Below are 24,416 nucleotides of genomic sequence, written 5' to 3'. Positions count from 1 at the left end.
TTCAACCCTGGCGCCGCTCCAACCACCACAGCCAGGCCAGCAACCCGAGCGACAGCGCCGCGAAGCCGGCCTTCATACGGGTGAACAGCGCCGCCCACTCCGCCAGCAGCGGCAGGAAATGCGTCGGCCCGCGCAGCAGCAGCTCGCGCACCGTGACGCCCTCGGCCCAGTCAGCCCCGAGATAGGCCGCCACCGGCAACAGCAGCAACGCCCGCAGCCAGATCGCCCGGCCCCGGCTCAGCCGCAGCAGGCCCAGCGCCATGAGCAGCGCGAAGGCCCAGGCGAAGCCCGCGCCAAGCCATCGCATCTCGAGCAGGATGACCGCCCGCCCGCGCCCCTCGAGCGCCACAACGTAGTCCTGCGCCGCCGCCACCGAGAAGCCCAAGGGGCGCATGTCGAGCGGCCAAAGACCGCCCGCCGCCGGGATCAGCACCGTCCCCGCGTACCACCCCATCAGCAGCAGCATCGCCGCGGCAAAGGCCGCAAGGGGCGGCAGGAGCCTGCGCATCAGAGCCGCTCGATCACCGCGCCAAGCCCGCCCATCAGCGGCTCGAAGATCGGGAAGGAGGTTGCGATCGGCCCGCCATCATCGACCCGGACCGGCGCCTGCGTCGCCAGCCCCATGACGAGGAACGACATGGCGATGCGGTGATCGAGATGGCTCTCGGTCTCGGCCCCGCCCGGCACGTTGCCGTGGCCGCGGCCATGCACCGTCCACCAGTCCTCGCCCTCATCGACCTCGACGCCATTGGCGCGCAGCCCCGTCGCCATGGCGTCGATCCGGTCGCTTTCCTTGACCCGAAGCTCCTTGACCCCGGGCATGTGGGTCTTGCCCTCGGCAAAGGCCGCCACCACCGACAGCACCGGGTACTCGTCGATCATGCTGGCGGCGCGCTCGGGCGGCACCTCGATGCCCTTGAGATCGGGCGAGAACCGCGCCCGCAGATCCGCCACCGGCTCGCCGCCTTCCTCGCGCGGGTTCTCGAAGGTCAGGTCGGCGCCCATCTCCTGCAGGGTGAAGAACAGCCCCGCGCGGGTCGGGTTGAGGCCGATATTGGGCACCAGCACGTCCGAGCCCTCGGTGATCAGCGCGGCGCAGACCGGGAAGGCCGCCGAGCTCGGATCGCGCGGCACCACGATGACCTGCGGCTCGAGCTCGGGCTGGCCGGTGAGCGTGATCACCCGGCCCTCCTCGGTTTCCTCGGTGACGACCTTGGCGCCGAAGCCGGTCAGCATGCGCTCGGAATGGTCCCGCGTCGCCTCGCGCTCGATCACCACGGTCTCGCCCGGCGCGTTGAGGCCCGCCAGCAGCACCGCAGATTTCACCTGCGCCGAGGGCACCGGCGTGGCGTAGCGCACCGGCAGCGGATCGCGCGCGCCGACGATGGTCATCGGCAGCCGCCCGCCCGACCGGCCCACCGCCTGCGCACCGAACAGCGCCAGCGGATCGGTGACCCGCGCCATCGGGCGCTTGTTGAGGCTGGCATCGCCGGTGAAGGTGGCGGTGATCGGCGTGGTGGCCATCGCGCCCATGATGAGCCGCACCCCGGTGCCCGAGTTGCCGCAATCGATCACCTGCCCGGGCTCGGCGAAGCCGCCGACGCCGACGCCACTCACGTGCCAGGTCTCGCCGCGCTTCTCGACCTCCGCCCCGAAAGCGCGCATCGCCTTGGCGGTGTCGAGCACGTCCTGGCCCTCGAGCAGCCCGGTCACCCGGGTCTCGCCCACCGCCATGGCACCGAGGATCAGCGACCGGTGCGAGATCGACTTGTCCCCCGGCACATGCGCCTCGCCGCTCAGCCCCGTGGACCGGCGTGCAATCATCGGAATGGCTTCCCCGTGGCTCGACATCTCGCCTCCTCGCCTTCTGTTCTGTTATCGCTCACGGCGCTGATAGCAGCCGCCCGCGCCCCTGTCTTCTCTTCGTTTTCAAATACTCCGGGGTGAATTGGCGCATCGCGCCAAGAGGGGCAGCGCCCCTGCCCCGCTCAGCGTTTGCGAAACGTCATGTAATGCGGCACCCGGCCTTCGCGCAGGGCCTTCTGCTCGTAGCGGGTCGAGATCCAGTCGCCCCAAGGCTCGCGCCAGTCCCGCGGCCGCTCCGCCAGCCACTCGAACCCGGCCTTGGGCACCTCGACCATGGTCTGGCGCACGTAATCGGGAATGTCGGTTGCGACGCGAAACTCGGCGCCGGGCTTCAGCACCCGGGCCAGCGGCTCGAGATGCTCGGGCGTGACAAAGCGGCGCCGGTGGTGGCGCGCCTTGGGCCAGGGGTCGGGATAGAGCAGGAAGGCCTTGTCGATCGAGGCGTCGGGCAGCACATCGAAGAGATTGCGCACGTCGCCCGGGTAGACCTTGACGTTCTCGACGCCGGCCCGGCGGATCTTGCCGAGCAGCATCGCCACGCCGTTGATGAAGGGCTCGCAGCCGATCACGCCGACACCTGGGTAGGTCGCGGCCTGGTGCACCATGTGCTCGCCGCCGCCAAAGCCCACCTCGAGCCAGACCGGCTTGCCGCCGAACATCGCGCCCATGTCGAGCGGCGCGCGCTCGGGGTTCTCCTCCCAATCCACCGCACCGGGCGACAGCTTGGCGAGATCCTCGTCGAGATAGGCTTCCTGCGACGCCTTCAGCGTCTTGCCCTTCACGCGGCCGTAGAAGTTGCGCCACGGGGCGCCGGGATGCTTGTTCGAACTGGTCATGGCCGGGGGCTTTAGCGCCAAGCCGCGCGCGGGGCAATCCCGCAGCGCCCTCGCGCGCCTGACGCGCGGCACCAATCCTGCGCGCCTGACGCGCGGCACCAATCCTGCGCGCACTGCGCGCGGCACCAGTCTGCGGGCGTAAGCCGCGCGGCGTCACCGCTGTGTTTGCTGCATCGTCCCTGAACCCACACCGCGCGGCATCGCTTTCAGGCCTGCCCCGCGCGGCATCGCTGCCGCGCAAGGCCAATTGTCGAGGGCAACGGACGAGGCCGCCCCCTTGCCTGCCTCAGACTTCGCGGGCGAGCGCGTCCGCGAGGTCGGTCTTCTCCCATGAGAAGCCGCCATCCGCATCCGGCGCGCGGCCGAAATGGCCGTAGGCGGCGGTGCGCTCGTAGATCGGCTTGTTGAGCGCGAGATGGGTGCGGATGCCGCGCGGCGTCAGGTCCATGACCTTGGGGATCGCGCGCTCGATCGCCGCCGGGTCGACCTCGGCGGTGCCGAAGGTATCGACATAGATCGACAGCGGCTTGGCCACGCCGATGGCGTAGGACAGCTGCACCGTGGCCTTCTCGGCCATGCCGGCGGCGACGATGTTCTTGGCGAGGTAGCGCGCCGCATAGGCCGCCGAACGGTCGACCTTGGACGGATCCTTGCCCGAAAAGGCCCCGCCGCCGTGCGGCGCCGCGCCGCCATAGGTGTCGACGATGATCTTTCGCCCGGTGAGGCCGGCGTCGCCATCCGGGCCGCCGATCACGAAGGTGCCGGTGGGGTTCACCCACCACTCTGTCTCTTTGCCGAGCCAGCCCTCGGGCAGCACCTCGCGGATGTAGGGCTCGGCGATGGCGCGGATGTCGTCCGAGCTGAGGCTCGGGTCGAGATGCTGGTGCGACAGCACCACCGATGTGACGCCCACCGGCTTGCCGTTCTCGTAGCGCACCGAGAATTGCGACTTGGCGTCGGGCCCGAGCTGCGGCTCGGCACCGGACTTGCGCGCCTCCGCGAGCCTCTTGAGCACCGCGTGCGAATAGAGGATCGGCGCCGGCATCATCTCGGGCGTCTCGTTGGTGGCATAGCCGAACATAATGCCCTGATCGCCGGCGCCCTCGTCGCCGCGCTCGCCGGTCACGCCCTGCGCGATATGGGCCGACTGCTCGTGCAGCAGGTTGGTGATCTCGCAGGTCTCCCAATGGAACTTGTCCTGCTCGTAGCCGATATCCTTGATGCAGGCGCGCGCGATATCGGGGATGCGCTGCATGTACTCGTGCAGCTTGTCCTGGTCAGTGAGGCCGATCTCGCCGCCAATCACCACGCGGTTGGTGGTGGCGAAGGTCTCGCAGGCGACGCGGGCCAGCGGATCCTCGGCCAAGAGCGCATCGAGGATGGCATCGGAAATCCGGTCGCAGACCTTGTCCGGGTGGCCCTCGGACACGGATTCCGAGGTGAAAGTGTAATTCTGTCGGGACATATTTGCTCCATTGGGTACCAGCCGTCACGCCAGGAAGCCGTTGTGACGGGGATATGACAGTTACCGCTACGTGGTTGCGGAGTCGCCGTCAACCGAAACCCGGCGCCGCGGCAAACACAGCGTAAACGCCAGCAAGCCGAGCAGCAGGGCGAGCGGAAGATCCCCGGTACGGCTATAGAGTGTGACCCGCAGTGGCGGCGGCAGGGCTGTGTCGAGATAGCCCGCCTCGCCAAGCGGCAGGCTGTCCAGCACCCGTCCCGCCCCGTCGATCACCGCCGAGATGCCGGTATTGGCGGCGCGCAGCAGCGGCAGCCCCTGCTCAACCGCCCGCATGCGCGCCTGGGAGAGGTGCTGGTAGGGGCCGGAGACGGTGCCGAACCAGGCATCGTTGGTGATCTGCAGCAGCAGGTCCGGGCGCTGCGGCGACCGCAGGTCCTGCGGAAACACCGCCTCGTAGCAGATCAGCGGCAGCGCCCGGCCGAGCTCGGGCCCGAGATCGATGGTGCGCGGCCCCGGCCCGGCGCCGTAGCCGCCGGCGGCACGCTGCGCCAGGCCGCCGACCTCGATCCGCGCGAAGAGCGATGCGAAGGGCATGTATTCGCCGAACGGCACCAGGTGATGCTTGTCATAGGTCGCCTCGACCGCGCCGCCGGGCCCGGCGAGGGCCAGCGAATTGAACCAGGTGCCGTCCTCGACGCGCTGGATGCCGAGCGCCACCTTGGCGGGGCCGGCAGCGTCGGAGATCCGGGCCAGCGCGTCATCGGCGTTCTGCAGCAGCATCGGCAGCGCGGTCTCGGGCCAGACGGTGAGCGACGGGCGGTCGAGCCCCTCGCTGGCCGGGGCCGCGGTGTATTCGACCTGCCGCTCGAAGAAGATCGGCACGAAGGAGCGGTCCCATTTCTGGTGCTGCGGCGCGTTGGGCTGCACCAGCCGGACGACGGGGCGTCCGGCCAGATCCTGCAGCGGCGGGGTGATCGCCGCCCCGCCCACGACCAGCGCCGCAAGCCCTGCGAGGCCCAGGGCCAGCCGCGGCAGGCCGGCGCGGCCGTCGCGCGCGCCGCCGACCACAAGCACCGCGATGCCGAGGGTCACGACCGTAAGCCCGTGGGTGCCGATCCAGGCCGCCCATTGCAGCGCGTCCGTTGGCGCCCAGAGCGAGCCGAGCGTGGCCCAGGCGAAGCCGGTCAGCACGTAGGCCCGCGCCAGTTCGACGGCGGACCAGGCCACCACGAGCGCGAGCAGCCTGCGGCCCGGCGCCGCGCGCGCGGCGCACCAGAAGGCCAGCGCCCAGAACAGCGCCAGCCCGGCAGCCAACAGCACCAGCGCGAAGGGCGCCATCCAGCCGGTGGTCGCGGCATCGACCTGGAACGGCTCGGTAACCCAGTTGAGAACAAGCGCGAAATAGCCCAGCCCCGCGCCCCAGCCGGTGGCCAGCGCCGCGCGCGGAGCGCGCGCCAGCGAGAACAGCGCGACGATGGCGACGAGACCGGCGAAGCCGGCCCAGGTCATCGCCCAGGGCGCCTGCCCCAGCCCCAGCGCCGCGCCCGCCAGAATGGCGAGCGCGAGTCGCGCCAGGCTTCGGAGACGGCTCTGCGCGGCAGCGGTGGTGTCAGGCACTCTGCGCCTCGGCCGAGGCCTCGGAGCGGGGCTCGGGCGCCAGCGGTGCGACCGGCTCGGCCGGGCGCGCGGTGGTCAGCCCGGCGGCGGCGGCCTGCTCGTGCGGGCGGATGCGCAGGCGCTTGATGCGGCGCGGATCGGCGTCGACCACCTCGAGATCGAACCCGCCCGGATGCGGCACCACCTCGCCCCGTGCCGGAACGTGGCCGGCGAGCATGAAGACCAGACCGCCGAGCGTGTCGATCTCCTCCTCGTCGATCTCCTTGTCCTCGGTGAGCGCGATGCCGGTCTGGGCCTCGAACTCCTCGAGCGGGGTCTTGGCAAGCGCCAGCCAGCTGCCGGATTTCTCGCGGAAGAAATTGCGGCCCTCGTCGATATCGTGCTCGTCCTCGATCTCGCCGATGACCTGTTCGATCAGGTCCTCGATGGTCACCAGACCGTCGACGCCGCCATACTCATCAATCACCAGCGCCATGTGCCGGCGCTCGGTCTGCATCTTGGTGAGCAGCACGCCGATCGGCATCGAGGGCGGCACGAAGACCAGCGGGCGCAGGATCTTCTTGAGGTCGAAATCCTCGTCGCTGCCGTTGAAGCCGTGGCGCAGGGCGAAATCCTTCAGGTGCGCCATGCCCACGGGCGTGTCGAGCGTCCCGGAGAACACCGGAAGGCGGGTCATGCCGCTGTCGCGGAAGACCTGAACCAGCTCGGACTTGGTGATGGTGTCGGGCACCGCGACGATCTCGGCCTTGGGAATCGCCACGTCCTCGACGCGCATGCGTCGCAGGTTCATCATGCCGGGGGGCGGCATGGCGACCGTCACGGAGCCGTTTCCGGCCTCCTGGCCCTCCTCGCCCTCCGGCTTGAACGCCTTGATAAGGCGGCGGAAAAGCCCATCGCCCGAGGGTGCATCTGTCAGCTGCTGCGCGCTTTGCGCTGCCGTAGACGAGCCGTCGTTATCGCCCATTGTTCCTATCCAAAAACGGGGTCCTAGCCCCAAGCGTTACGAATATGGGTCCTCGATACCCATTTTGCCAAGTATTTCCGTCTCGAGAGTTTCCATCACCGTGGCTTCCGCGTCACTGATGTGATCGTAACCAAGCAGATGCAGGGTCGCGTGGACCATCAGGTGGGTGATGTGATGCGCGAGCGGCTTGCCCTGCTCGGCGGCCTCGCGGGCACAGGTTTCCCAGGCGATGGCGATGTCTCCGAGCTCCTCCGGCATCCCCTCCTCGCCGCCTTGCGGCGGCTCCTCGGGATGGCGCTCCTCCGACGGCCAGGACAGCACGTTGGTGGCGGCGGGCTTGGCGCGGAAATCGCCGTTGAGCTCGGCGATGCGGGCGTCATCGCAGGCCAGCACCGCGATCTCGAAGCCCTCGGGATCGAGGGAAAGATGCGACAATGCGGCGCGGGCGGCGCGCTCGGCGAGGGCCTCGAAACCGGCCTCCTGCCAGCGCGGGTCTTCGAGAAGGGTGTCGGTCAGCATCGAGCCTGTCCTGCCTGTGTCAGCGTTGCGGCCGGGGGCGCTGCCCCCGTCCCGGACCTGCGTCCGGGACTCCCCCGAGGTATTTTTCAACCAGAGAAAGACACCGGGCGTATAGCGGCTGCAGCCTTCTGCGCAAGGGGGCGAGGTGGCGCCGGACGGCTCCGGTGCGGGGCGCGGGTCGAATCAAGGCGGTCCGCGGCGGGCTGCGTCCGCCCCCGGGCAGCGCGAAGCTCAGGCTGCCCGGGGGCGATGCGGGGCTCAGCCCTCGACGTCTTTCTCGTAGGCCTCGATGATGGCGGCGACCAGCGGGTGGCGCACCACGTCCTTGCCGGTGAAGTAGTTGAAGCCGATCTTGTCGATCGAAGCCAGCAGGCGCTCGGCATCCTGCAGGCCGGAGGGCACGCCGCGCGGCAGGTCGACCTGGGTGCGGTCGCCGGTGATCACCATGCGCGAGCCCTCGCCCAGGCGGGTGAGGAACATCTTCATCTGCATGGTGGTGGCGTTCTGCGCCTCGTCGAGCACCACGAAGGCATTCGACAGCGTGCGGCCGCGCATGAAGGCCAGAGGCGCGATCTCGACGGTCTTTTCCTCGCGCATCTTGGCGAGTTGCTTGCCGGGCAGGAAATCGTTGAGCGCGTCGTAAAGCGGCTGCATGTAAGGATCGACCTTCTCCTCCTGCGTGCCGGGCAGGAAGCCGAGGCGCTCGCCGGCCTCGACCGCCGGGCGGCAGAGGATGATCTTGTCGACCGCGCCGGTGATCAGCATGTTCACGCCCACCGCGACGGCGAGATAGGTCTTGCCGGTGCCGGCGGGGCCGATGCCGAAGCACATCTCGTGCTGGTAGAGCGAGCGCACATAGGCCTTCTGGGCATCGGTGCGCGGCTCGATCAGCTTCTTGCGGGTCTTGATCTCGACCTTGCCGCCCTCGAACATCTCGAGCTGGCCGCCGGCGACCTCTTCCTCGGCCTCGGGGGCGAGGCGGAACTCGCGGTCGATATCGGCCCGGCCCACCGAGCGGCCCTGCTCGAGCCGCTGGTAGAGCGCATTGAGCACCTCGCGGGCGGCGGCCTGCGCCTCCTCGGGGCCGTGGATCGCGAGCTGGTTGCCGCGGCGCAGGATCTGCACCCCGGTCCGGGTCTCGATGTCTGTGAGGTTACGGTCGAATTCGCCGCAAAGATCGATCAGCAGCCGGTTGTCGGGGAATTCGAGGATGGCTTCTGTCAGAGTGCCTGTCGTCACGCATGTCTCCTGCGCCTAGAGTCGTGTCCATCGTGCCAAGCGGCCCCGCGAAGGGCAAGCCCCGCGATCACCGCGCGCTCCCGGCAAACGCAAAACGACCGCGCGATGGGCACCGCGCGGTCGTGTCTGTCAGCCGGGCTCTGCACCGGGTCAGATCGGATCGCCGATCACCGAGGTGGCGCCTTGCTTGAAATCGCCGGTGGCCACGGTCGGCGGGGCCACGCCGGAGCAGATCGGCTTGCCGTAGCGGTCGTAGCGCCGGGCGAGATAGCCCTCGACGCCATCATCGGCGATCCAGTTGTCGCAGCCGTCGGGGTCGACCCAGACGCCCCACTTGATCTGCGAGAGGTCGTTGCGGTCGATGGTGTTGCGGTCCTGGCTCTTGTCAGGGCCGGCATCGCAGGCGGCGAGCGCCAGCGCGGCGCCGAGGACGAGAACGAAGCGGGATGCGGTCATGGTCGTCTCCTCAGCGCACACACAGGATTTCGACGCGGCGGTTCTTCGCCATGCCCTCGACGGTGCGGTTGGTCGCCACCGGGTATTCCTCGCCGTAGCCGCGCACGTCGATGATGCGGGCGCCGGTGCCGCGGGCCACCTTGGCCACCGCGTTGGCCCGGTTGTAGCTCAGGCGGCGGTTGTACTCGAGGCTGGCGCGGGCATCGGTGTGGCCGGCGATGATGAAGCCGAAGGCGTCGGCGCTGTTGAAGAACTCTTCCAGCCGCGCCTTGCCCTTGGGCGAGATGTAATACTTGTCGGTGGCGAAGTACTGGTCGGTGTTGAGCGTGCCGCAGACGTTGATGTCGCGGCAGACCGGGCGGCCATCCGGGGTCATGCGCGACACCGCGTAGCCCTCGACGCCGTCATCCATCACCCAGATCTCGCAGCCGTCGGGCGACAGGGAGATCCCCGGCACGTAGCGCTCGCCGCGGATGGTGCGGGTGTTCTGGGTGGAAATCACCGGCGTGTTCAGAGCCTCGCCGTCGCTGCCGGCCGCGGCCGGGCCGCTGATCCCGGCCACCGCGGCGCAGGCCAGCGCCAGCGCGCCGACCGCCCCTCTGAAGGCTTTGGAAATGCGTTTCGCCACAGCCTCTGTCCCCTTTTTGTGCTTGTTGCCCGCCCGCTGTGCCGCAGGCGCCGGACGGGCAAAAGATGCAATTTTACTCTAAGGCAAGAGAGTAGCAGACATTTCCAGCCTGTGAAGGAAAAACCACCATATATTGTGGTAGGGAGCAGAACAAACCACCGATCTTTGCCGCATTGTCTCGGACCGCCGCGAAAAGATCGCGGCAGATGCAGGCCGATCGGCGGGTTCAACTCAAGCGAGCACGCCCTTCAGCGAGTTCGGCCCGCTTTCGACGATGCGGACCCGGCGCAGATCGCCCGGCACGACACCTTCGGCCGCCACGTGCACCGCGTGCAGGTAGTCGGACTTGCCGACCATCTGGCCCGGCAGGCGGCCGGTCTTCTCGAACAGGACGCCGACCTCGCGCCCCACCATGGCGTCCTGCAGGGCGCGCTGCTGGCGGGTGAGCAGCGCCTGCAGGCGCTGCAGCCGGTCGTCCTTCTCGGCCTCAGGGACCTGCGGGCGCTCCGCCGCCGGGGTGCCGGGGCGCTCGGAATACTTGAACGAGAAGGCAGAGCCGTATTCCACCGCCTCGATCAGCGCCAGCGTGTCGCGGAAATCGGCCTCGGTCTCTTCCGGGAAGCCGACAATGAAATCGCCCGAGAGATGCAGGTCGGGGCGCGCCGCGCGCAGCCGCTCGATGAGCTTGAGATACTGCTCGGCGGTGTGCTGGCGGTTCATCCGCTTGAGGATCCGGTCGGAACCCGCCTGCACCGGCAGGTGCAGGTAGGGCATCAACTTGTCGCAATCGCCATGGGCGGCGATCAGGTCGTCATCCATGTCGTTGGGGTGCGAGGTGGTGAAGCGGATGCGCTCGAGCCCGTCGATCTTTGCCAGCTCGCGGATCAGCCCGGCGAGACCGCGGTCATGGCCGTGATAGGCGTTGACGTTCTGGCCCAGCAGCGTGAGCTCGCGCACACCGCGCTCGACGAGATCGCGGGCCTCGGTCAGCACGCGGTCCGCCGGGCGCGAGACCTCGGCGCCGCGTGTGTAGGGCACCACGCAGAAGGCGCAGAACTTGTCGCAGCCCTCCTGCACGGTGAGGAAGGCGGTCGGGCCGCGCTTGGCCTTGGGGCGGGATTTCAGCCGCTCGAACTTGTCCTCCTCGGGGAAGTCGGTGTCGAGCGCCTTCTCGCCGCCGCGTGCCCTGGCCTCGAGCTCGGGCAGGCGGTGGTAGCTTTGCGGGCCGACCACCAGATCGACCATCGGCTGGCGCCGCATGATCTCTTCGCCCTCGGCCTGCGCCACGCAGCCAGCCACGCCGATCTTCAGATCCGGGCGCTCGGCCTTGAGCCCCTTGTAGCGGCCAAGCTCGGAATAGACCTTCTCCGCCGCCTTCTCGCGGATGTGGCAGGTGTTGAGCAGGATCATGTCGGCGTCGTCGGGGCTGTCGGTCTGGACATAGCCCTGCCCGCCCATGGCCTCGGCCATGCGCTCGCTGTCATAGACGTTCATCTGGCAGCCATAGGTCTTGATGAAGAGCTTCTTGGGCTGGGTCATGAGAGGGACTCCCGGTCGCGCGGTTCAAGGGCGGGCGGATAGCGCAAAACGGGCTGCGTGAAAAGGGTGCGCGGAGGGGCGCGGGCCGGGAGGGGCGGCGCGCCGGTCCGGGAGGCGTGCCCGTCCGCGAGGGCCGGCCTGCCTCCGGCGGGGATATTTTTGGCCAGAAGAAGACAGGGGCGCAGTGTCCGCCGCGCCGCGATCCCCGGCGATGGCGCGACGGAGGCCCGAGGAGCTGCCCGAGATCAGGCGCGCGCCCCCGGTCTTCTCCGGTTTTCAAATACCTGATGCGACCAGATCGCGACCGGGGGGGCCGCCCGGCTGCTTGCAAAGACCGTCGAATTCACCAATCCTTGCGCGCGGATCGGGCAGGAAGACAGACCATGCATCACGAGAGCCTTGCACAGTTCCTCCGCGGCGCGAAGACCGCGCTCGGCGACGGCCCGGTGGCGATGGTGTTCTGCGAGGACGAGGTCGAGATCGACACCACCCTGCGCCACGTCCTGCAATCGGGCTTCCGCTGCGTCATCGCCTTCATGCCGAAACCGTTCGCGATGGCGCGGGACCTGCGCGAGCGGGTGCACCGGGTCGATTACGACCTGGACGCGGAGCGCGCGGTGCCGCGGGCCGTCGACGCGGTGATCGGGGCCGGGCCGGGCCTCTGGATGTTCTACTGCTTCAACGCCGAGTACCTGTTCTACCCCTATTGCGAGACCCGGTCGGTCAGCGAGATGCTCGCCTTCCACGCCGAGGAACGGCGCGACGCGATGCTGACCTATGTCATCGACCTCTATGCCGGCGACCTGAAGCGCTTTCCCGATGCCGTGTCGCTCGACCGGGCCTATCTCGATCGGTCGGGCTATTACGCGCAGGCGCGCAGCGATGCCGCGCGGCGCGGCCATCCCAAGGAGCGGCAGCTGGATTTCTATGGCGGCCTGCGCTGGCGCTACGAGGAGCACGTGCCCGAGGCGCGGCGCAAGATCGATCGCATCGCGCTGTTCCGGGCCAAGCCCGGGCTGACGCTGCGCGACGATCACAGCTTCTCGGACGAGGAGTACAACACCTATGCCTGCCCGTGGCACAACAACCTCACCGCCGCGCTGGTCTCGTTCCGCACCGCCAAGGCGCTGAAGCGCAACCCCGGCAGCAGCTACGACATCCGCGATTTCCGCTGGCACAACTCGACCGAGTTCGAATGGCATTCGCGCCAGCTGCTCGATCTCGGACTGATGGAGCCCGGGCAATGGTTCTGACCCCCCGCACCCTTACCCCGGACGATGCAGAGGCCTACGCGGCGCTCTGCCTCGAGGCGGTCGAGCGCTTCCAGTCCGCCTTCTGCAGCACGCCCGAGGAGGTGCAGGCGCTGAGCCGCGAGGCGGTGGCCGAGACGCTCTCGGCGGGCATGACGCTGGGGCTCTTCGACGGGGAGACGCTCAGCGGCATGGTGGGGCTGCGCCGCCTGCCCTTCGCGCGCGCCGCGCACCGGGTGGAGATCGGCGCCTTCTACATCCGCCCCGCGCTGCACGGCGCCGGCGCCGCGGCGCAGCTGCTGGCCGCGATCATCGACCACGTGCGCCCGCTCGGGGTCTGGCAGCTCGAGCTCTGCGTGGCCGAGCGCAACGCCCGCGCGATCCGCTTTTACGAGCGCCACGGCTTCGTCTGGCAGGGCCGGATGCCCAACACGGTGATCGGCCCCGAGGGGCCCGAGACCGACCTGTTCTATACCCGTGACCTGAGGGGCTGAGCCTCAGTCGAACTGCTCCATCACGATGTCGCCCTCCGGCACATCGATGGATTTCAGCGCCTCGGCGATGTCGTCGAGCATCGCGTCGGGGCCGCAGATGTAACAAGTGTCGGTGCCCGGGGTGACATGCTCCTTGAGCAGTTCGGCATCGATCTGGCCCCGGTGCAGCGGGCTGTCCTCCTCGTCGGTGACGAGGAAGCAGGTCTTGAGCCCCGGCATCTTGTCGAAGCTGTCGCGCAGGATGATGTCGCGCTCGGCCTTGTTGGAGAAGACCAGCGTATTGCCCTTGAGCGTGCCCTTCCGCGCGAGCTTCTCGCGCAGGATGGCGATGAACGGCGTCACGCCGGCGCCGCCCGCGATGAAGACGCCGTCGCCCTTGTCTTCGATGGCACCCCAGATGTCCTCGATCAGCATGGTGTCGCCGGGCTGCAGCCGGGCGATGCGCTCGGTGACGCCGCCATGGCCCTCGGCCTCCTCGGGGTAGGACTTAATGATGAACTCAAGCTGCTCTTCGCCCGGCAGCGAGGTCATGGTGAACGAGCGGATCTCGTCGCGCCAGCCGTCCTGGTCGAGCGCCATATGCGCGGCCTGCCCGGGGGTGTAGTCGAGATCGTCGGGCCGGTCGAAGGCGAGCCGGTAGGTGTCGTGGGTGACGGGGGTGATGCTGCGAAGCGTGAGCGTACGTGTCATGCGGTGTCTCCTTTTGGGAGACCAACGACCAGCGCGGCCCGGGGTTCCTGCGGGCGTCACTTGCACCTGTCACGAAACGGTCAGGGCCGTTCCTGTCGGGGCGGTCAACGGTGGCGCGGTTTTCCGGGCATCGCAAAGACGATCCGGAGAGGCACGTTCAGTCGCGCTTGCGCAGGCGGATCACCACATCGACCGAGGCAATCTCGGCGCCTTCGGGCACGTCGGGCAGGCGCGCGATCACCATTTCCTCGGCCGGGGCATCGGTCAGGTGGCCATCATGCTCCCAGTAGAAATGCGGGTGATCGTGGGTGTTGGTGTCGAAGTAGCTGCGGGTGCCGTCGACCGTCACTTCCTGCATCAGCCCGGCATCGCAGAAGGCGCGCAGGGTGTTGTAGATGGTGGCCAGAGAGACGCTCTCGCCCTGTTCCTTGACGGCGGAGAACAGGCTTTCCGCGGTGACGTGACGGTGCTGGCCATCGCCAACCAGAAGCGCCGCCAGCGCCACGCGCTGCCGGGTCGGGCGCAGGTCTGCCTGCGCCAGCCATTCGGTGCCTCTCTGTACGGCCTCTGCTGTCATAGCCCTATCCGATGCCATCATGTCTCTGTCATATATAAGGAGCGCAGGGATGGAAATTCAAACGAAAAACACGATTCCGACGGGCCTGCCGCCCCCTTGCGCAGGCTTGCAAGCAAGGCTTTCGCGGTGATAGAGGGGGCCGCAACCGAAACCCATGACACGAAGGCTCAGTCACCGATGGCCGACTATCCCACCAGCTTCGGCAAGGAAGACCTGCTGAAATGTTCCCGCGGCGAGCTGTTCGGCGAGGGCAATGCGCAGCTTCCGGCCCCGCCCATGCTCATGATGGACCGCATCACCGATATCTCGGCAGATGGCGGCGCTCACGGCAAGGGCCACGTGCTGGCCGAGTTCGACATCACACCCGACCTGTGGTTCTTCGACTGTCACTTCCCGGGCAACCCGATCATGCCCGGCTGCCTCGGGCTCGACGGCCTCTGGCAGCTGACCGGCTTCAATCTCGGCTGGCGCGGCTGGCAGGGCCGTGGCTACGCGCTCGGCGTTGGCGAGGTGAAGCTCACCGGCATGGTGCGCCCCGACCGCAAGATGCTGACCTACAAGATCGATTTCACCAAGGCGATCCAGACCCGCCGGCTGACCATGGGCGTCGCTGACGGCATCGTCGAGGCCGATGGCGAGGTGATCTACCAGGTCAAGGACATGAAGGTCGCGCTCTCCGAGAGCTGATCCTTGCGAGTGGCGCCTTCGCGGCGCCGCTCAATGCAGGCTGAGCAGAACCGCGATGTCGCGCGGGCTCAGCCGCGCCACCAGCGCCCGATCCTCCGAATGCAGCGCCGCGCCGCTGGCGATGTGCTGCTTCAACCGCTGCGCGATTTCGCTGGTCGACTGGTAGTAGAGATCCGGCTGCTCGCGCCCGATCTCCTGCAACAGGCGCTCCAGCAGCCTCTTGCGTTTCTCCGCGTCGAGATCCTTTCGCTTGTCCTGCAGCATGGGCTGGTCCCTCGCTCGTTTGCTCCTAGCTTGCGAGATAAGCGGCGGCGCCTGCTTGTCCAGCGCGCGCCCCGCGCCGGGACCGCGCAGCGAAGGGAGCGCCACCATGATCGCCGGGATCGCCAAGCGCCTTCTGCGCCGCCCGCGCTACAGCGCCTTCGAGCCGCTCGATCTCGACGGACGCCAGCGCGCCGAAGCCCTGCGCAGCGCGCTGGCCGATCTCGCCGACGATCCCTACCTAATGCTCGCCGATACCGGCTGGCGCCTGCTCTCGGTCTTCGATGACCTGCGCTACGACCGCGCCGACATGGACATGATGACCGGCCCGATGCGCGCATACGCCGCCCGTCGCCTCGCGCCCATGGGGTTCCGACAGGCCACCGGCTCGACCCTCGACAACCCCGCGCTCGACACCCGCATCCATATCCCGAGGTTCCGCGCCCTCGGCGCCTCGCCCTTCGACGCGGTGCGCGACACGCCGCGCCGGGCGCAGGACTACTACCTCCTCACCCCCACCCAGACCGCCGCCCATATCGTCCGGCACTACACGGTCGATGACGCGGTCGAGCGCATCAAGGCGCTGGTGGTGCGCCAGCCGGTCGACCTGCTGCGCCTGTCCGACTATCTCGAGCAGCGCAGCGATCACCAGGACTTCCTGCGCGCCATCGGTCACCTGAAATACGTGCAGCGCGTGGCCGTCGAAAGCGCGCCGCTCAGCCGCCGGCGCGCCTTGCGCTGAAGCCTCCACGACGGTTCCGCAGAGGCAATCCCCTGCTTGCGTCCCCCCTGCCCCATGCCCTACATAGCCCCCAACAAACTCATGGGAGGCAACATGCGTCGCGTCGTCGTCACCGGACTGGGCATCGTATCGTCCATTGGCACCAACGCCGAAGAAGTTCTCGCCTCGCTGAAGGCAGGCCGCTCCGGCATCACTGCCAACGAACAGATGAAGGAACACGGCTTCCGCAGCCAGATCGCCGGGGCCGTGGATCTCGACGTGTCGGAGCACGTGGACAAGCGCACCCTGCGCTTCATGGGCCCCGGTGCGGCCTATGCCCACATCGCCATGCAACAGGCCATCGCCGATGCCGGGCTCGAGGAGGCCGACGTGGTCAACCCGCGCACCGGCCTGATCGCCGGCTCCGGCGGACCGTCGACCTCGGCGCTGCTGACCGCGCACCAGACCGTTCTGAAGACCGGCGGCACCAAGCGCGTGGGCCCCTTCGCGGTGCCCAAGGCGATGTGCTCCACGGTGAGCGCGAACCTGTCGACCGCGTTCAAGATCAAGGGCATCAACTACTCGATCACCTCCGCCTGCTCGACCTCGCTGCACTGCATCGGCAACGCCGCAGAGCAGATCATGATGGGCAAGCAGGACGTGATGTTCGCCGGCGGCGGCGAAGAGCTCGACTGGACGTTGTCCTGCCTGTTCGACGCCATGGGCGCGATGTCGTCGAAGTACAACGACACCCCCGAGAAGGCCTCGCGCGCCTTCGATGCCGGCCGCGACGGATTCGTGATCTCCGGCGGCGGCGGCATCCTCGTGCTCGAGGAACTCGAGCACGCCAAGGCCCGCGGCGCCAAGATCTACGCCGAGGTCACCGGCTTCGCCGCGACCTCCGACGGCCATGACATGGTCGCGCCCTCCGGCGAGGGGGGCGAGCGCGCCATGCGCCTCGCGCTCTCGACCCTGCCCGAGGATCGCAAGGTCGGCTACATCAACGCTCACGGCACCTCGACCCCGGTCGGCGATGTCGGCGAAATCGAGGCGGTGCGCCGGGTCTTCGGCGACGGCCAGACCCCGCCGGTCTCCTCGACCAAGTCGATGACCGGCCACAGCCAGGGCGCCACCGGCGCACAGGAGGCGATCTACTGCCTGCTGGCGCTCGAGCACGATTTCATCATCCCCTCGATCAACGTGGACGAGCTCGACCCGGCGCTGAAGCCGGCCGAGATCGCCACCGCCCGCGTCGACAATGCCGGGCTCGACACGGTGATGACCAATTCCTTCGGGTTCGGCGGCACCAACGGCTCGATGCTGCTGAGCCGCTACAGTGACTGATCTTACAAAAATAACAGCGGATTACAGAACATGTCGGAGCTTCTGAAGGGCAAGCGCGGGCTGGTCATGGGGGTGGCGAATGACCGCTCCATCGCGTGGGGCATCGCGCGCGCCCTGCACGAGGCCGGCGCCGAGCTGGCCTTCACCTATCAGGGCGAAGCCTTCGGCAAGCGCCTGCAGCCGCTGGCGGAAAGCGTCGGCAGCGACCTGATGGTCGATGTCGACGTGACCGACGACGCCTCGCTCGACGCCGGCTTCGAGACCCTGGCGGCGCGCTGGCCGACGATCGATTTCGTGGTCCACGCCATCGCGTTCTCCGACAAGTCGGAGCTCACGGGCCGCATTCTCAACACCTCCCGCAGCAACTTCCGCAACTCGCTCGATATCTCCTGCTACAGCTTCATCGAGGTGGCGCGCCGCGCCCACCCGCTGATGGTCGAGAACGGCGGGACGCTGCTCACGCTGACCTATGACGGCAGCCAACGGGTGTTCCCGAATTACAACGTCATGGGGGTCGCCAAGGCGGCGCTCGAATCGGCGACCCGCTACCTCGCCAACGATCTCGGCCCCGAAGGCATCCGGGTCAACGCGATCTCGCCCGGCCCGATGAAGACGCTGGCCGGCGCGGCCATCGGCGGCGCCCGCAAGACCTACAAGTTCACCGAGCAGAACACGCCGCTGCGCTCCAACGCGACGCTCGAGGCGGTGGGCGGCACGGCGGTCTACCTGGTCTCCGATGCCGGCGCCTGTACCACCGGCGAGATCATCCGTGTCGATGGCGGCTACCACGTGCTGGGCATGCCGCAATACGATTTCCTCTGAGCCGGCAGGGCGCCCCCGCGCCCGCCCTCCCCGCCCTCTGACCGGAAAGGACCGCACGCGATGCTGACGGCAATCATCGATTATGAAAGCGGCAACCTGCACTCGGCCGAGAAGGCGTTCCAGCGCATGGCCTCCGAGACCGGCGCCGGCGAGGTGGTGGTGACCACCGATCCAGAGACCGTGGCCAATGCCGACCGCATCGTGCTGCCGGGCGACGGCGCCTTCCCGGCCTGCGCCGCGGCGCTGCGACGCTCGGGCTGCTTCGAGGCGATGGTCGAGGCGGTCGAGCGCCGAGCCGTGCCGTTCCTTGGGATCTGCGTCGGCATGCAGCTTCTGGCCCGCAAGGGGCACGAATACGAGGAGACCCTCGGGCTCGGCTGGATCGACGGCGAAGTCGCGCGCATCGCGCCCTCCGACGCCTCGCTCAAGGTCCCGCACATGGGCTGGAACGATCTGGTGATCGACCACCCCCACCCGGTGCTCGAGGGCGTCTCGACCGGTGATCACGCCTATTTCGTGCATTCCTACCAGATGGACATGAGCGATGCCTCCCAGCGCGTGGCGCATGTCGATTACGGCGGCGACGTCACCGCCATCGTCGCCCACGAGACGGTGATCGGCCTGCAGTTCCACCCGGAGAAAAGCGCCGCCACCGGCCTGCGCATGATCGCCAACTTCCTCGCCTGGCGCCCCTGACGCCCGCACAAGGCTGTCCCGGCGGCAGCTCTCGCGGCACGCCCGGACGCCTCCGGCGGGAGTATTTTTGACGAAGAGAAGCCAAGGACGCCGCGCCCTACCCTTCTCTGGTTCAAAAATACCTCGGGTGTGAATTGGCGCACGGCGCCAAGAGGGGGCAGCGCCCCTTTCTCCCGTTTGCCGAGCGGGCCGGGCGACGGTCATGGCGCCGCGCCGGACTGCCGCATCCTTGTGCAATGTCGCGGAGTGCATGGAGGATGACGCGGCGGCGCTCGCCAAGGTGCCGCGCTTCGTGCAACAGGATCGGAAATCCCAACGCGCGACTCGAGAGGCCCCGCATGATTTCCGTCCTTGGCAGCGTCTGGGCGCTCCTGCTCGGCACCCTCCTGATCATGCTCGGCAACGGCATGCAGTTCACCCTGATCGGCCTGCGCGGCGATATCGAGGGCTTCTCCGCCGGCGCCCTCGCGATCATCACTTCCGGCTACTATATCGGTTTCCTCTCCGGCGCCCGGGTGACGCCGGTCCTGATCCGCCGCGTCGGCCATGTCCGGGTCTTCGCCGCGCTCGGCAGCTTCATGTCCGCCGGCCTCATCGCCTTCCCGCTGGTCACCGAGACCTGGGCCTGGACGCCGCTGCGGCTGATCATCGGCTTTTGCATGTCCGGCGTCTACGTCGCCGCCGAGAGCTGGCTCAACCACGCCGCCACCAACGACACCCGCGGCAAGATCCTCTCCGCCTACATGATCGCCCAGACCCTCGGCGTCATCGGCGCGCAATACCTGCTGACCTTCGGGGACGCCGCCACCTCGGCGCTGTTCATCGTCGCCTCGATCCTGGTCTCGCTGTCCTTCGGGCCGATCCTGCTCTCGGTCACCCCGACCCCGGCGGTCAGCGTGGCGCGGCCGATGTCGCTGCGGCAGCTCTTCGGACTGGCGCCGCTCAGCACCGTGGGCACCTTCTTCCTCGGCAGCATCTACGCCACGCAATCGGGAATGGGGGCGGTGTTTGGCACCCAGATCGGCCTCTCGGCGTCGCAGATCGCCCTCTTCGTCGCGACGCTCTTCGCCGGGGCGCTGTTCCTGCAATACCCGATCGGCTGGCTCTCCGACGTCATGGACCGGCGCAAGCTGATCCTCGGCGCCGCCGTCATCGGCGCAGCGGCCTGCGCGCTCGGGCTGATGACCGAGGCGCATCCCGAGCTGCTGCTCGTTGCCGCCTTCCTCGCCGGCGGCGTCACCACGCCGCTCTACTCGCTGTTTCTCGCCTATACCAACGACGATCTGCCCGCCGACGACATGCCCGCCGCCTCGGGCGGCCTCGTGTTCATCTTCGGGCTCGGGGCCATCGCGGGGCCGCTGCTCAGCGGCTGGGCCATGCAGGCGCTCGGCCCGCATGGCTTCTGGCTGGTGCTGACCGTGACCTTCGCCGGCATCGCCCTCTTCGCGCTCTACCGGATGACCCAGCGCCCGGCGCCGCTGGTCGAGGATAGCGACAGCTACCTCACCGTGCTGCCGACCACCTCGCCGGTGGCCATCGAGGCGGCCACCAGTTGGGCCGTCGAGCAGGCCGAGGGCGAACAGGAGGAGGCGGAGAGGCCCTGAGGCCCCGCCGCCCGCCCCCGCGGGCGCTACTGCACCCGCCGCCAGGTCTGGCCGCGACAGATGCCCAGAACGCAGCCCTCGACCTTCAGACGGTCGCCCGAGAGCGCCATCTTCGAGTTGTAGGTCTTGTCGCGATCCGGCGCCCAGATCTTGCCGCCGCCATAGGCGCCGCCGCCCTTGGGCGACATGCCCCAGATCATCTGGCGCCCGATATTGGGCGAGTCGATCGGCTGGCCGGCGCTGTCATAGCCCTTGCCCAGCGTGCCGCAGATCTCGGCGCCGCAGGGCGCGATGGTGACCAGTGCGAAATTGCCGTTGTCGTCCGGTTGCGTCTGCCAGACCCCCTCCACCGGGTCCGCCAGCGCCGCGCCGGCAAGGCCGATCAGCCCCGCCGCCAATGCCAGTGCTTTCATGGCTCGTCTCCTCCCTCTGAGCAATGTATCAGGAGCCTGACGCAAGCCGCCGATTCCGTTCAACATTGACGCAGGGTAGGCTTTCATGAGACCTCGCGTCACGAGACCTGACAGAGACGGAGCCGAGTGAGCCGATGATCCTTTACCCCGCGATCGATTTGAAGGACGGCAAGGCCGTGCGCCTGCTGCGTGGCGACATGGACAAGGCCACCGTGTTCAACGACGATCCTGCCGCGCAGGCGCTGGAATTCGTCGCCGCCGGCTGCGAGTGGCTGCACCTCGTCGATCTCAACGGCGCCTTCGCCGGCGAGCCGGTCAATGCGGCGGCGGTCGAGGCGATCCTGAGCCAGACCAAGACCCCGGCCCAGCTTGGCGGCGGCATCCGCGACATGGCGACCATCGAGCGCTGGCTCGACAAAGGGCTGGCGCGCGTCATCCTTGGCACCGTGGCGGTGGAGAACCCCGCCCTCGTGCGCGAGGCCGCCGCCGCCTTCCCCGGCAAGATCGCCGTCGGCATCGATGCCCGCGACGGCCGCGTCGCCACCAAGGGCTGGGCCGAGGTCACCGATGTGGACGCGGTCGAGCTCGCCAAGAGCTACGAGGATGCCGGCGTTGCCGCGATCATCTACACCGACATCAACCGCGACGGCGCCATGCAGGGCCCGAATGTCGAGGCCACCGCGTCCCTCGCTCGCGCGGTGACGATCCCGGTCATCGCCTCGGGCGGTGTGTCGTCGCTCAAGGATCTCAAGGATCTGCGCGATTGCGGCGCAGCGCTCAACGGCGCGATCTCGGGCCGGGCGCTCTACGATGGCGCCCTCGACCTGAAGGAGGCGCTCGAGGCCCTCGCGGGCTGAGCCTCTCAGAGATCGATGTCGAGCGTGACCGGGAAGTGGTCCGAGGCATCGAGCAGCGCCGCGCGCAGTTCCGGCGTGCGCCAGCAGACCGGGTCGTCGAACGGGTGCCAGATGCGCCATGACGGGCCGGTCGCGGCGAGATCCTCGGACACCATGATATAGTCGAGCAGGGCCTGCATGTAGCGCTGCTCGGGCCCGAGATAGAACCGCGCGGTGGTCGGCTGGGCACCGAATTTCGACGCCAGCGCGCGCTCCGCATGGGGATCGAAGAGCCGCGGCCCGCCATCTCCCAGCACGATCTCGACCGAGCTGCGGCCGAACAGGTGCTCGTATTCGTCGAGCCCGGGGCCATCATTGAGATCGCCCATGACGATGACGCTCTCGCCCGCCTCGAGCAGCGCCTCGACCCGGCGACGCAGCCAGATCGCCTGCGCCAGCTGCTTGCGCCGGTTGGAGATGGCCAGCCGCATGATCTGGTCGCGGCTGCGCGCGCCATGCGGCGCCTTGGATTTCAGATGCGCCCCGACCAGCCGCAGCACCTTGCCCGAGGCGGTCACCGCTTCGACCTCGAGCGGCGGCTTCGAGAAGCTGACCTTGTCGCGGGTGGCGTCGATATCGAGATCTATATGAAACACCCGGTCGAAGCGTGGCGCCTCGTTGCTCTCCTGAGGGGCGTGGCGCACCGTCAGCATTGCCGGATCGTAGAGCAGCGCGATCTCCTGCTGGGTGTCGTTGACAAAGCCGGTCAGCACCTCGCGGGTGCGCAGATCGAAGGCCTCGGCGAAGTGCTTCAGCGCGCGGTCGGTGTCGCGCCGGGAATTGCTGTCGGGCGCCTCGATGATCATCACCGCGTCGGCATCCATCGCCGTGAAGACGATGCCCAGGGCCTCGGTCTGCTGCTGGCGGGTGATGTCGTGGCGCGCCGACCATCCGCCATCGTCGATCAGCCGGCCGGCATCGTCGAACAGGGCGTCGAACCACTCGATATTGTAGGTGGCGAGGCGCATCCGCCTCAGGCCGCGCGCTGCGCCGAGATCTCTTCCCAGGCGTGATTGATGTCGATCAGGCGCTTCTCGGAGAGCTTCACCGCCTCCTCGGGCACGCCGCGCGCCTGCATCACGTCGGGGTGGCTGTCGCGCACGAGGCGGCGCCATTGCTGGCGGATCTCGTCGAGCGGGGCCTCCGGCGAGACCCCGAGCACGGCATAGGGATCGGGGGCGGCATCGGGCACGAAGCGGGCGCGGATGGCGCGGTAATCGGCGGGCGCGACCTCGAAGATCTCGGCCACGCGGTCGAGGAATTCCTCCTCGGCCGGGTGATAATGGCCATCGGCCATGGCGATGTAGAACAGCCCCTCCAGCAGGTCGCAGATCGGCCCCTTGCTGTCGTCGAACATGCGCCGGATGCGGCGGGCGTATTCCTCGAAGCCGGCCACGTCCTGCCGGGCGAGGTTGAACACCCGGGCCGCCGCCGCCTCGTCCTCGGGGGCGACATGAAACACCTCGCGGAAGGCCAACACCTCGTTGCGGGTCACCTGGCCATCGGCCTTGGCCATCTTGGCCGAGAGCGCGATCACCGCGATGGTGAAGGCGACGCTGCGCTCGGGCGGCTGGCGCAGGCGGTCGAACACCGCGCCAAGGCCCTCGCCATTGGCGAGCGCGGAGAGTGCCTCGGAGATGCGGGTCCAGATCGACATTCGGCAATTTTAGTGCGTTGCGGGGGCGAAGTCAGCGCGGTTCAGAGAAATTTCTGCATGAGGACAAGGTCCATCCAGCGCCCGAACTTGAAGCCGACCTGCGGCAGCCGGGCGGCCTCGATGAAGCCGATGGCGGCGTGAAACGCCACGCCCGCAGGGTTTTCCGCCGAAACCCCGGCGAAGAGCGAGTGCACCTGCTGGCTGCGGGCGACGTCTTCCAGCGCTTCCATCAGCGCCCGCCCTGCCCCGCGACCTCTTGCCTCGGGGGCGAGGATGACCGTGTGTTCCTTGGTGCGGGCATAACCCGGCCCGCCGCGGAACGGGAAGAAGGTGGCGAAGCCGAGGAGCGCGCCGTCCTGCTCGGCGACGAGGAAGGCGTCGCCGCGCGCGGCAATGTCGGTGGTCAGCCCCTCCGGGGTCTTGAGCGCGGTCGAGAAGGTGATCGCGGTGGTCTCGATCCACGGGTTCCAGAGCGCTGCGAGCGGCGCGGCATCCGCCGCGCGGGCCGGGCGGACGATCATTGCAGGATCCGACGCTGGCCCTGCGCGGTGCGCAGCTCGGCGCGCAGCCCCGGCTTCGGTCCGGTGATGAAGGAGACCAGCGGCGCGTCGAGATGCGGCGCCAGAAGCGCCTCGAGCTCGGCGGCCTCGGGGTGGATCACCTCGAGCTTCTCGAGCTTCGTGCCGGAAGCCGAAAGGATTGCGCCGGCAGGCACCGGGCTCTTCCATTCGATCAGCGCCGGGAACACGCCGTCAAAGGGCAGACGGCCATCCTCGGGCACCGACATCACCCAGCGCAGCCGTCCACGCTCGAGATCGACGGGTTGGCCCGCCATCGGCAGCGCCGCGAGCGCGGCATCCATGTCGGAGACCCGGCAGATCCACTTGTCGAGCCTTGCGGGGCCGTGGAAATCGTCGAGCCCGAACCAGCGCGCGCCCTCGGGCGGCGGCGCGGCGGGATCGATGGCAATTGCCTCGAGATAGAGCCCCCGGCCAAGGCCCAGAAGCTGGTTATGGGTGCCGTAGCGCGGGTGTTCGCCGCCGGGCAGCAGCGGCATGCCGACGGCGGCCTCGGCATGGGCGACCGCCTCCTCGAGGCTCTCGCCCGCCACCGCGATATGATCCAGTTCCAGCTTCATCCGCCGCCCGGGGTCGTTGTTCATTCGGGTCACGATA

At 68.5% G+C, this 24,416-nt stretch carries 28 protein-coding genes and 1 riboswitch; of the genes, 9 read left to right on the top strand and 19 right to left on the bottom strand.

What is annotated here, in order from left to right; genetic code table 11:
* Position 1 precedes the first annotated feature (1 nt).
* From KUV62_RS10730 to miaB, 11 genes are all read right to left on the bottom strand, one after another.
* Positions 2-508, bottom strand: coding sequence for a hypothetical protein (locus KUV62_RS10730; protein ID WP_222603688.1), 507 nt, complete (start codon positions 506-508; stop codon positions 2-4).
* A complete protein-coding gene (aroA, locus tag KUV62_RS10725) occupies positions 508-1,851 on the bottom strand; it encodes a 3-phosphoshikimate 1-carboxyvinyltransferase (RefSeq protein ID WP_222603687.1) in 1,344 nt (447 codons plus the stop codon). The genes KUV62_RS10730 and aroA overlap by 1 nt, the downstream gene beginning before the upstream one ends.
* A gap of 137 nt (positions 1,852-1,988) precedes the next feature.
* Positions 1,989-2,702, bottom strand: coding sequence for a tRNA (guanine(46)-N(7))-methyltransferase TrmB (locus KUV62_RS10720; RefSeq protein ID WP_222603686.1), 714 nt, complete (start codon positions 2,700-2,702; stop codon positions 1,989-1,991).
* 286 nt (positions 2,703-2,988) lie between these two features.
* Positions 2,989-4,167 carry a methionine adenosyltransferase gene (gene metK, locus KUV62_RS10715; RefSeq protein WP_222603685.1) on the bottom strand — a complete coding sequence of 393 codons (1,179 nt, stop codon included), beginning with the start codon at positions 4,165-4,167 and terminating at the stop codon, positions 2,989-2,991.
* Positions 4,168-4,170: 3 nt separating this feature from the next.
* Positions 4,171-4,219, bottom strand: a riboswitch (SAM-SAH riboswitch).
* Positions 4,220-4,233: 14 nt separating this feature from the next.
* A complete protein-coding gene (lnt, locus tag KUV62_RS10710; RefSeq protein ID WP_315901578.1) occupies positions 4,234-5,784 on the bottom strand; it encodes an apolipoprotein N-acyltransferase in 1,551 nt (516 codons plus the stop codon).
* Positions 5,777-6,748, bottom strand: coding sequence for a hemolysin family protein (locus tag KUV62_RS10705; RefSeq protein ID WP_261395552.1), 972 nt, complete (start codon positions 6,746-6,748; stop codon positions 5,777-5,779). The genes lnt and KUV62_RS10705 overlap by 8 nt, the downstream gene beginning before the upstream one ends.
* Before the next feature lie 36 nt (positions 6,749-6,784).
* A complete protein-coding gene (gene ybeY, locus KUV62_RS10700; protein ID WP_222603684.1) occupies positions 6,785-7,267 on the bottom strand; it encodes an rRNA maturation RNase YbeY in 483 nt (160 codons plus the stop codon).
* 258 nt (positions 7,268-7,525) lie between these two features.
* Positions 7,526-8,506: a PhoH family protein gene (locus KUV62_RS10695; protein WP_222603683.1), complete on the bottom strand. Its 981-nt coding sequence runs from the start codon at positions 8,504-8,506 to the stop codon at positions 7,526-7,528.
* A 150-nt stretch (positions 8,507-8,656) separates the two neighbouring features.
* Positions 8,657-8,962 (bottom strand): hypothetical protein, encoded by a 306-nt coding sequence (locus KUV62_RS10690; protein ID WP_222603682.1) that lies wholly within the window; start codon positions 8,960-8,962, stop codon positions 8,657-8,659.
* 10 nt (positions 8,963-8,972) lie between these two features.
* Entirely contained in the window at positions 8,973-9,590 is a 618-nt protein-coding gene (locus tag KUV62_RS10685) for an OmpA family protein (protein WP_222603681.1), read from the bottom strand.
* Between the two features lie 231 nt (positions 9,591-9,821).
* On the bottom strand, positions 9,822-11,129 hold the full coding sequence (miaB, locus tag KUV62_RS10680; RefSeq protein WP_222603680.1) for a tRNA (N6-isopentenyl adenosine(37)-C2)-methylthiotransferase MiaB: 1,308 nt from the start codon (positions 11,127-11,129) through the stop codon (positions 9,822-9,824).
* Positions 11,130-11,512: 383 nt separating this feature from the next.
* On the opposite strand from miaB, the gene KUV62_RS10675 reads away from it, so the two are divergent.
* Together KUV62_RS10675 and KUV62_RS10670 are read left to right on the top strand one after the other, a co-directional pair.
* Positions 11,513-12,382: a hypothetical protein gene (locus KUV62_RS10675; protein ID WP_222603679.1), complete on the top strand. Its 870-nt coding sequence runs from the start codon at positions 11,513-11,515 to the stop codon at positions 12,380-12,382.
* Positions 12,373-12,873: a GNAT family N-acetyltransferase gene (locus tag KUV62_RS10670; protein WP_222603678.1), complete on the top strand. Its 501-nt coding sequence runs from the start codon at positions 12,373-12,375 to the stop codon at positions 12,871-12,873. Before KUV62_RS10675 ends, KUV62_RS10670 begins: the two co-directional genes overlap by 10 nt.
* Before the next feature lie 3 nt (positions 12,874-12,876).
* Here the strand turns inward: KUV62_RS10670 and KUV62_RS10665 are convergent, their stop codons facing one another.
* Both KUV62_RS10665 and irrA read right to left on the bottom strand, forming a co-directional pair.
* Positions 12,877-13,563 (bottom strand): FAD-binding oxidoreductase, encoded by a 687-nt coding sequence (locus tag KUV62_RS10665; RefSeq protein WP_222603677.1) that lies wholly within the window; start codon positions 13,561-13,563, stop codon positions 12,877-12,879.
* A 157-nt stretch (positions 13,564-13,720) separates the two neighbouring features.
* On the bottom strand, positions 13,721-14,140 hold the full coding sequence (irrA, locus tag KUV62_RS10660) for an iron response transcriptional regulator IrrA (RefSeq protein ID WP_222603676.1): 420 nt from the start codon (positions 14,138-14,140) through the stop codon (positions 13,721-13,723).
* A gap of 177 nt (positions 14,141-14,317) precedes the next feature.
* On the opposite strand from irrA, the gene fabA reads away from it, so the two are divergent.
* Positions 14,318-14,827, top strand: coding sequence for a bifunctional 3-hydroxydecanoyl-ACP dehydratase/trans-2-decenoyl-ACP isomerase (gene fabA / locus KUV62_RS10655; RefSeq protein ID WP_222603675.1), 510 nt, complete (start codon positions 14,318-14,320; stop codon positions 14,825-14,827).
* A gap of 30 nt (positions 14,828-14,857) precedes the next feature.
* Here the strand turns inward: fabA and KUV62_RS10650 are convergent, their stop codons facing one another.
* Positions 14,858-15,091, bottom strand: a complete 234-nt coding sequence (locus KUV62_RS10650; RefSeq protein ID WP_222603674.1) for a hypothetical protein — start codon at positions 15,089-15,091, stop codon at positions 14,858-14,860.
* A 106-nt stretch (positions 15,092-15,197) separates the two neighbouring features.
* Here KUV62_RS10650 and KUV62_RS10645 point away from each other — a divergent pair, with 106 nt between their 5' ends.
* The 5 genes from KUV62_RS10645 to KUV62_RS10625 all read left to right on the top strand — a co-directional run bounded on the left by KUV62_RS10645 (position 15,198) and on the right by KUV62_RS10625 (position 20,275).
* Positions 15,198-15,830, top strand: a complete 633-nt coding sequence (locus tag KUV62_RS10645) for a hypothetical protein (RefSeq protein WP_222603673.1) — start codon at positions 15,198-15,200, stop codon at positions 15,828-15,830.
* Positions 15,831-15,923: 93 nt separating this feature from the next.
* A complete protein-coding gene (gene fabB, locus KUV62_RS10640) occupies positions 15,924-17,153 on the top strand; it encodes a beta-ketoacyl-ACP synthase I (RefSeq protein ID WP_222603672.1) in 1,230 nt (409 codons plus the stop codon).
* 30 nt (positions 17,154-17,183) lie between these two features.
* Positions 17,184-17,975 (top strand): enoyl-ACP reductase, encoded by a 792-nt coding sequence (locus tag KUV62_RS10635; protein ID WP_222603671.1) that lies wholly within the window; start codon positions 17,184-17,186, stop codon positions 17,973-17,975.
* Between the two features lie 60 nt (positions 17,976-18,035).
* Entirely contained in the window at positions 18,036-18,671 is a 636-nt protein-coding gene (gene hisH / locus KUV62_RS10630) for an imidazole glycerol phosphate synthase subunit HisH (protein ID WP_222603670.1), read from the top strand.
* A gap of 338 nt (positions 18,672-19,009) precedes the next feature.
* Entirely contained in the window at positions 19,010-20,275 is a 1,266-nt protein-coding gene (locus tag KUV62_RS10625) for an MFS transporter (RefSeq protein WP_222603669.1), read from the top strand.
* A 26-nt stretch (positions 20,276-20,301) separates the two neighbouring features.
* Here KUV62_RS10625 and KUV62_RS10620 read toward each other — a convergent pair whose 3' ends face one another.
* Positions 20,302-20,688, bottom strand: a complete 387-nt coding sequence (locus KUV62_RS10620) for a DUF2147 domain-containing protein (RefSeq protein WP_222603668.1) — start codon at positions 20,686-20,688, stop codon at positions 20,302-20,304.
* Between the two features lie 134 nt (positions 20,689-20,822).
* Here KUV62_RS10620 and hisA point away from each other — a divergent pair, with 134 nt between their 5' ends.
* Positions 20,823-21,545 carry a 1-(5-phosphoribosyl)-5-[(5-phosphoribosylamino)methylideneamino]imidazole-4-carboxamide isomerase gene (gene hisA / locus KUV62_RS10615; protein WP_222603667.1) on the top strand — a complete coding sequence of 241 codons (723 nt, stop codon included), beginning with the start codon at positions 20,823-20,825 and terminating at the stop codon, positions 21,543-21,545.
* Between the two features lie 5 nt (positions 21,546-21,550).
* Here the strand turns inward: hisA and KUV62_RS10610 are convergent, their stop codons facing one another.
* Genes KUV62_RS10610 through KUV62_RS10595 form a run of 4 tightly spaced genes read right to left on the bottom strand, consistent with a single transcriptional unit; the run spans position 21,551 to position 24,379 of the window.
* Complete coding sequence (locus KUV62_RS10610) at positions 21,551-22,552, bottom strand: endonuclease/exonuclease/phosphatase family protein (RefSeq protein WP_222603666.1); 1,002 nt, start codon at positions 22,550-22,552, stop codon at positions 21,551-21,553.
* A 5-nt stretch (positions 22,553-22,557) separates the two neighbouring features.
* Positions 22,558-23,241, bottom strand: a complete 684-nt coding sequence (locus tag KUV62_RS10605; RefSeq protein ID WP_222603665.1) for a molecular chaperone DjiA — start codon at positions 23,239-23,241, stop codon at positions 22,558-22,560.
* 41 nt (positions 23,242-23,282) lie between these two features.
* Positions 23,283-23,762: a GNAT family N-acetyltransferase gene (locus KUV62_RS10600; RefSeq protein ID WP_222603664.1), complete on the bottom strand. Its 480-nt coding sequence runs from the start codon at positions 23,760-23,762 to the stop codon at positions 23,283-23,285.
* Positions 23,759-24,379, bottom strand: a complete 621-nt coding sequence (locus KUV62_RS10595; protein ID WP_222603914.1) for a VOC family protein — start codon at positions 24,377-24,379, stop codon at positions 23,759-23,761. Before KUV62_RS10595 ends, KUV62_RS10600 begins: the two co-directional genes overlap by 4 nt.
* Positions 24,380-24,416 lie beyond the last annotated feature (37 nt).

Origin of the sequence: Salipiger bermudensis (assembly GCF_019801965.1) — a bacterium.
GTDB classification, from domain to species: Bacteria; Pseudomonadota; Alphaproteobacteria; order Rhodobacterales; family Rhodobacteraceae; genus Salipiger; species Salipiger bermudensis_A.
Note: the sequence above shows the minus strand (reverse complement) of the source record. Positions and strands in the feature narration are given on the sequence as shown.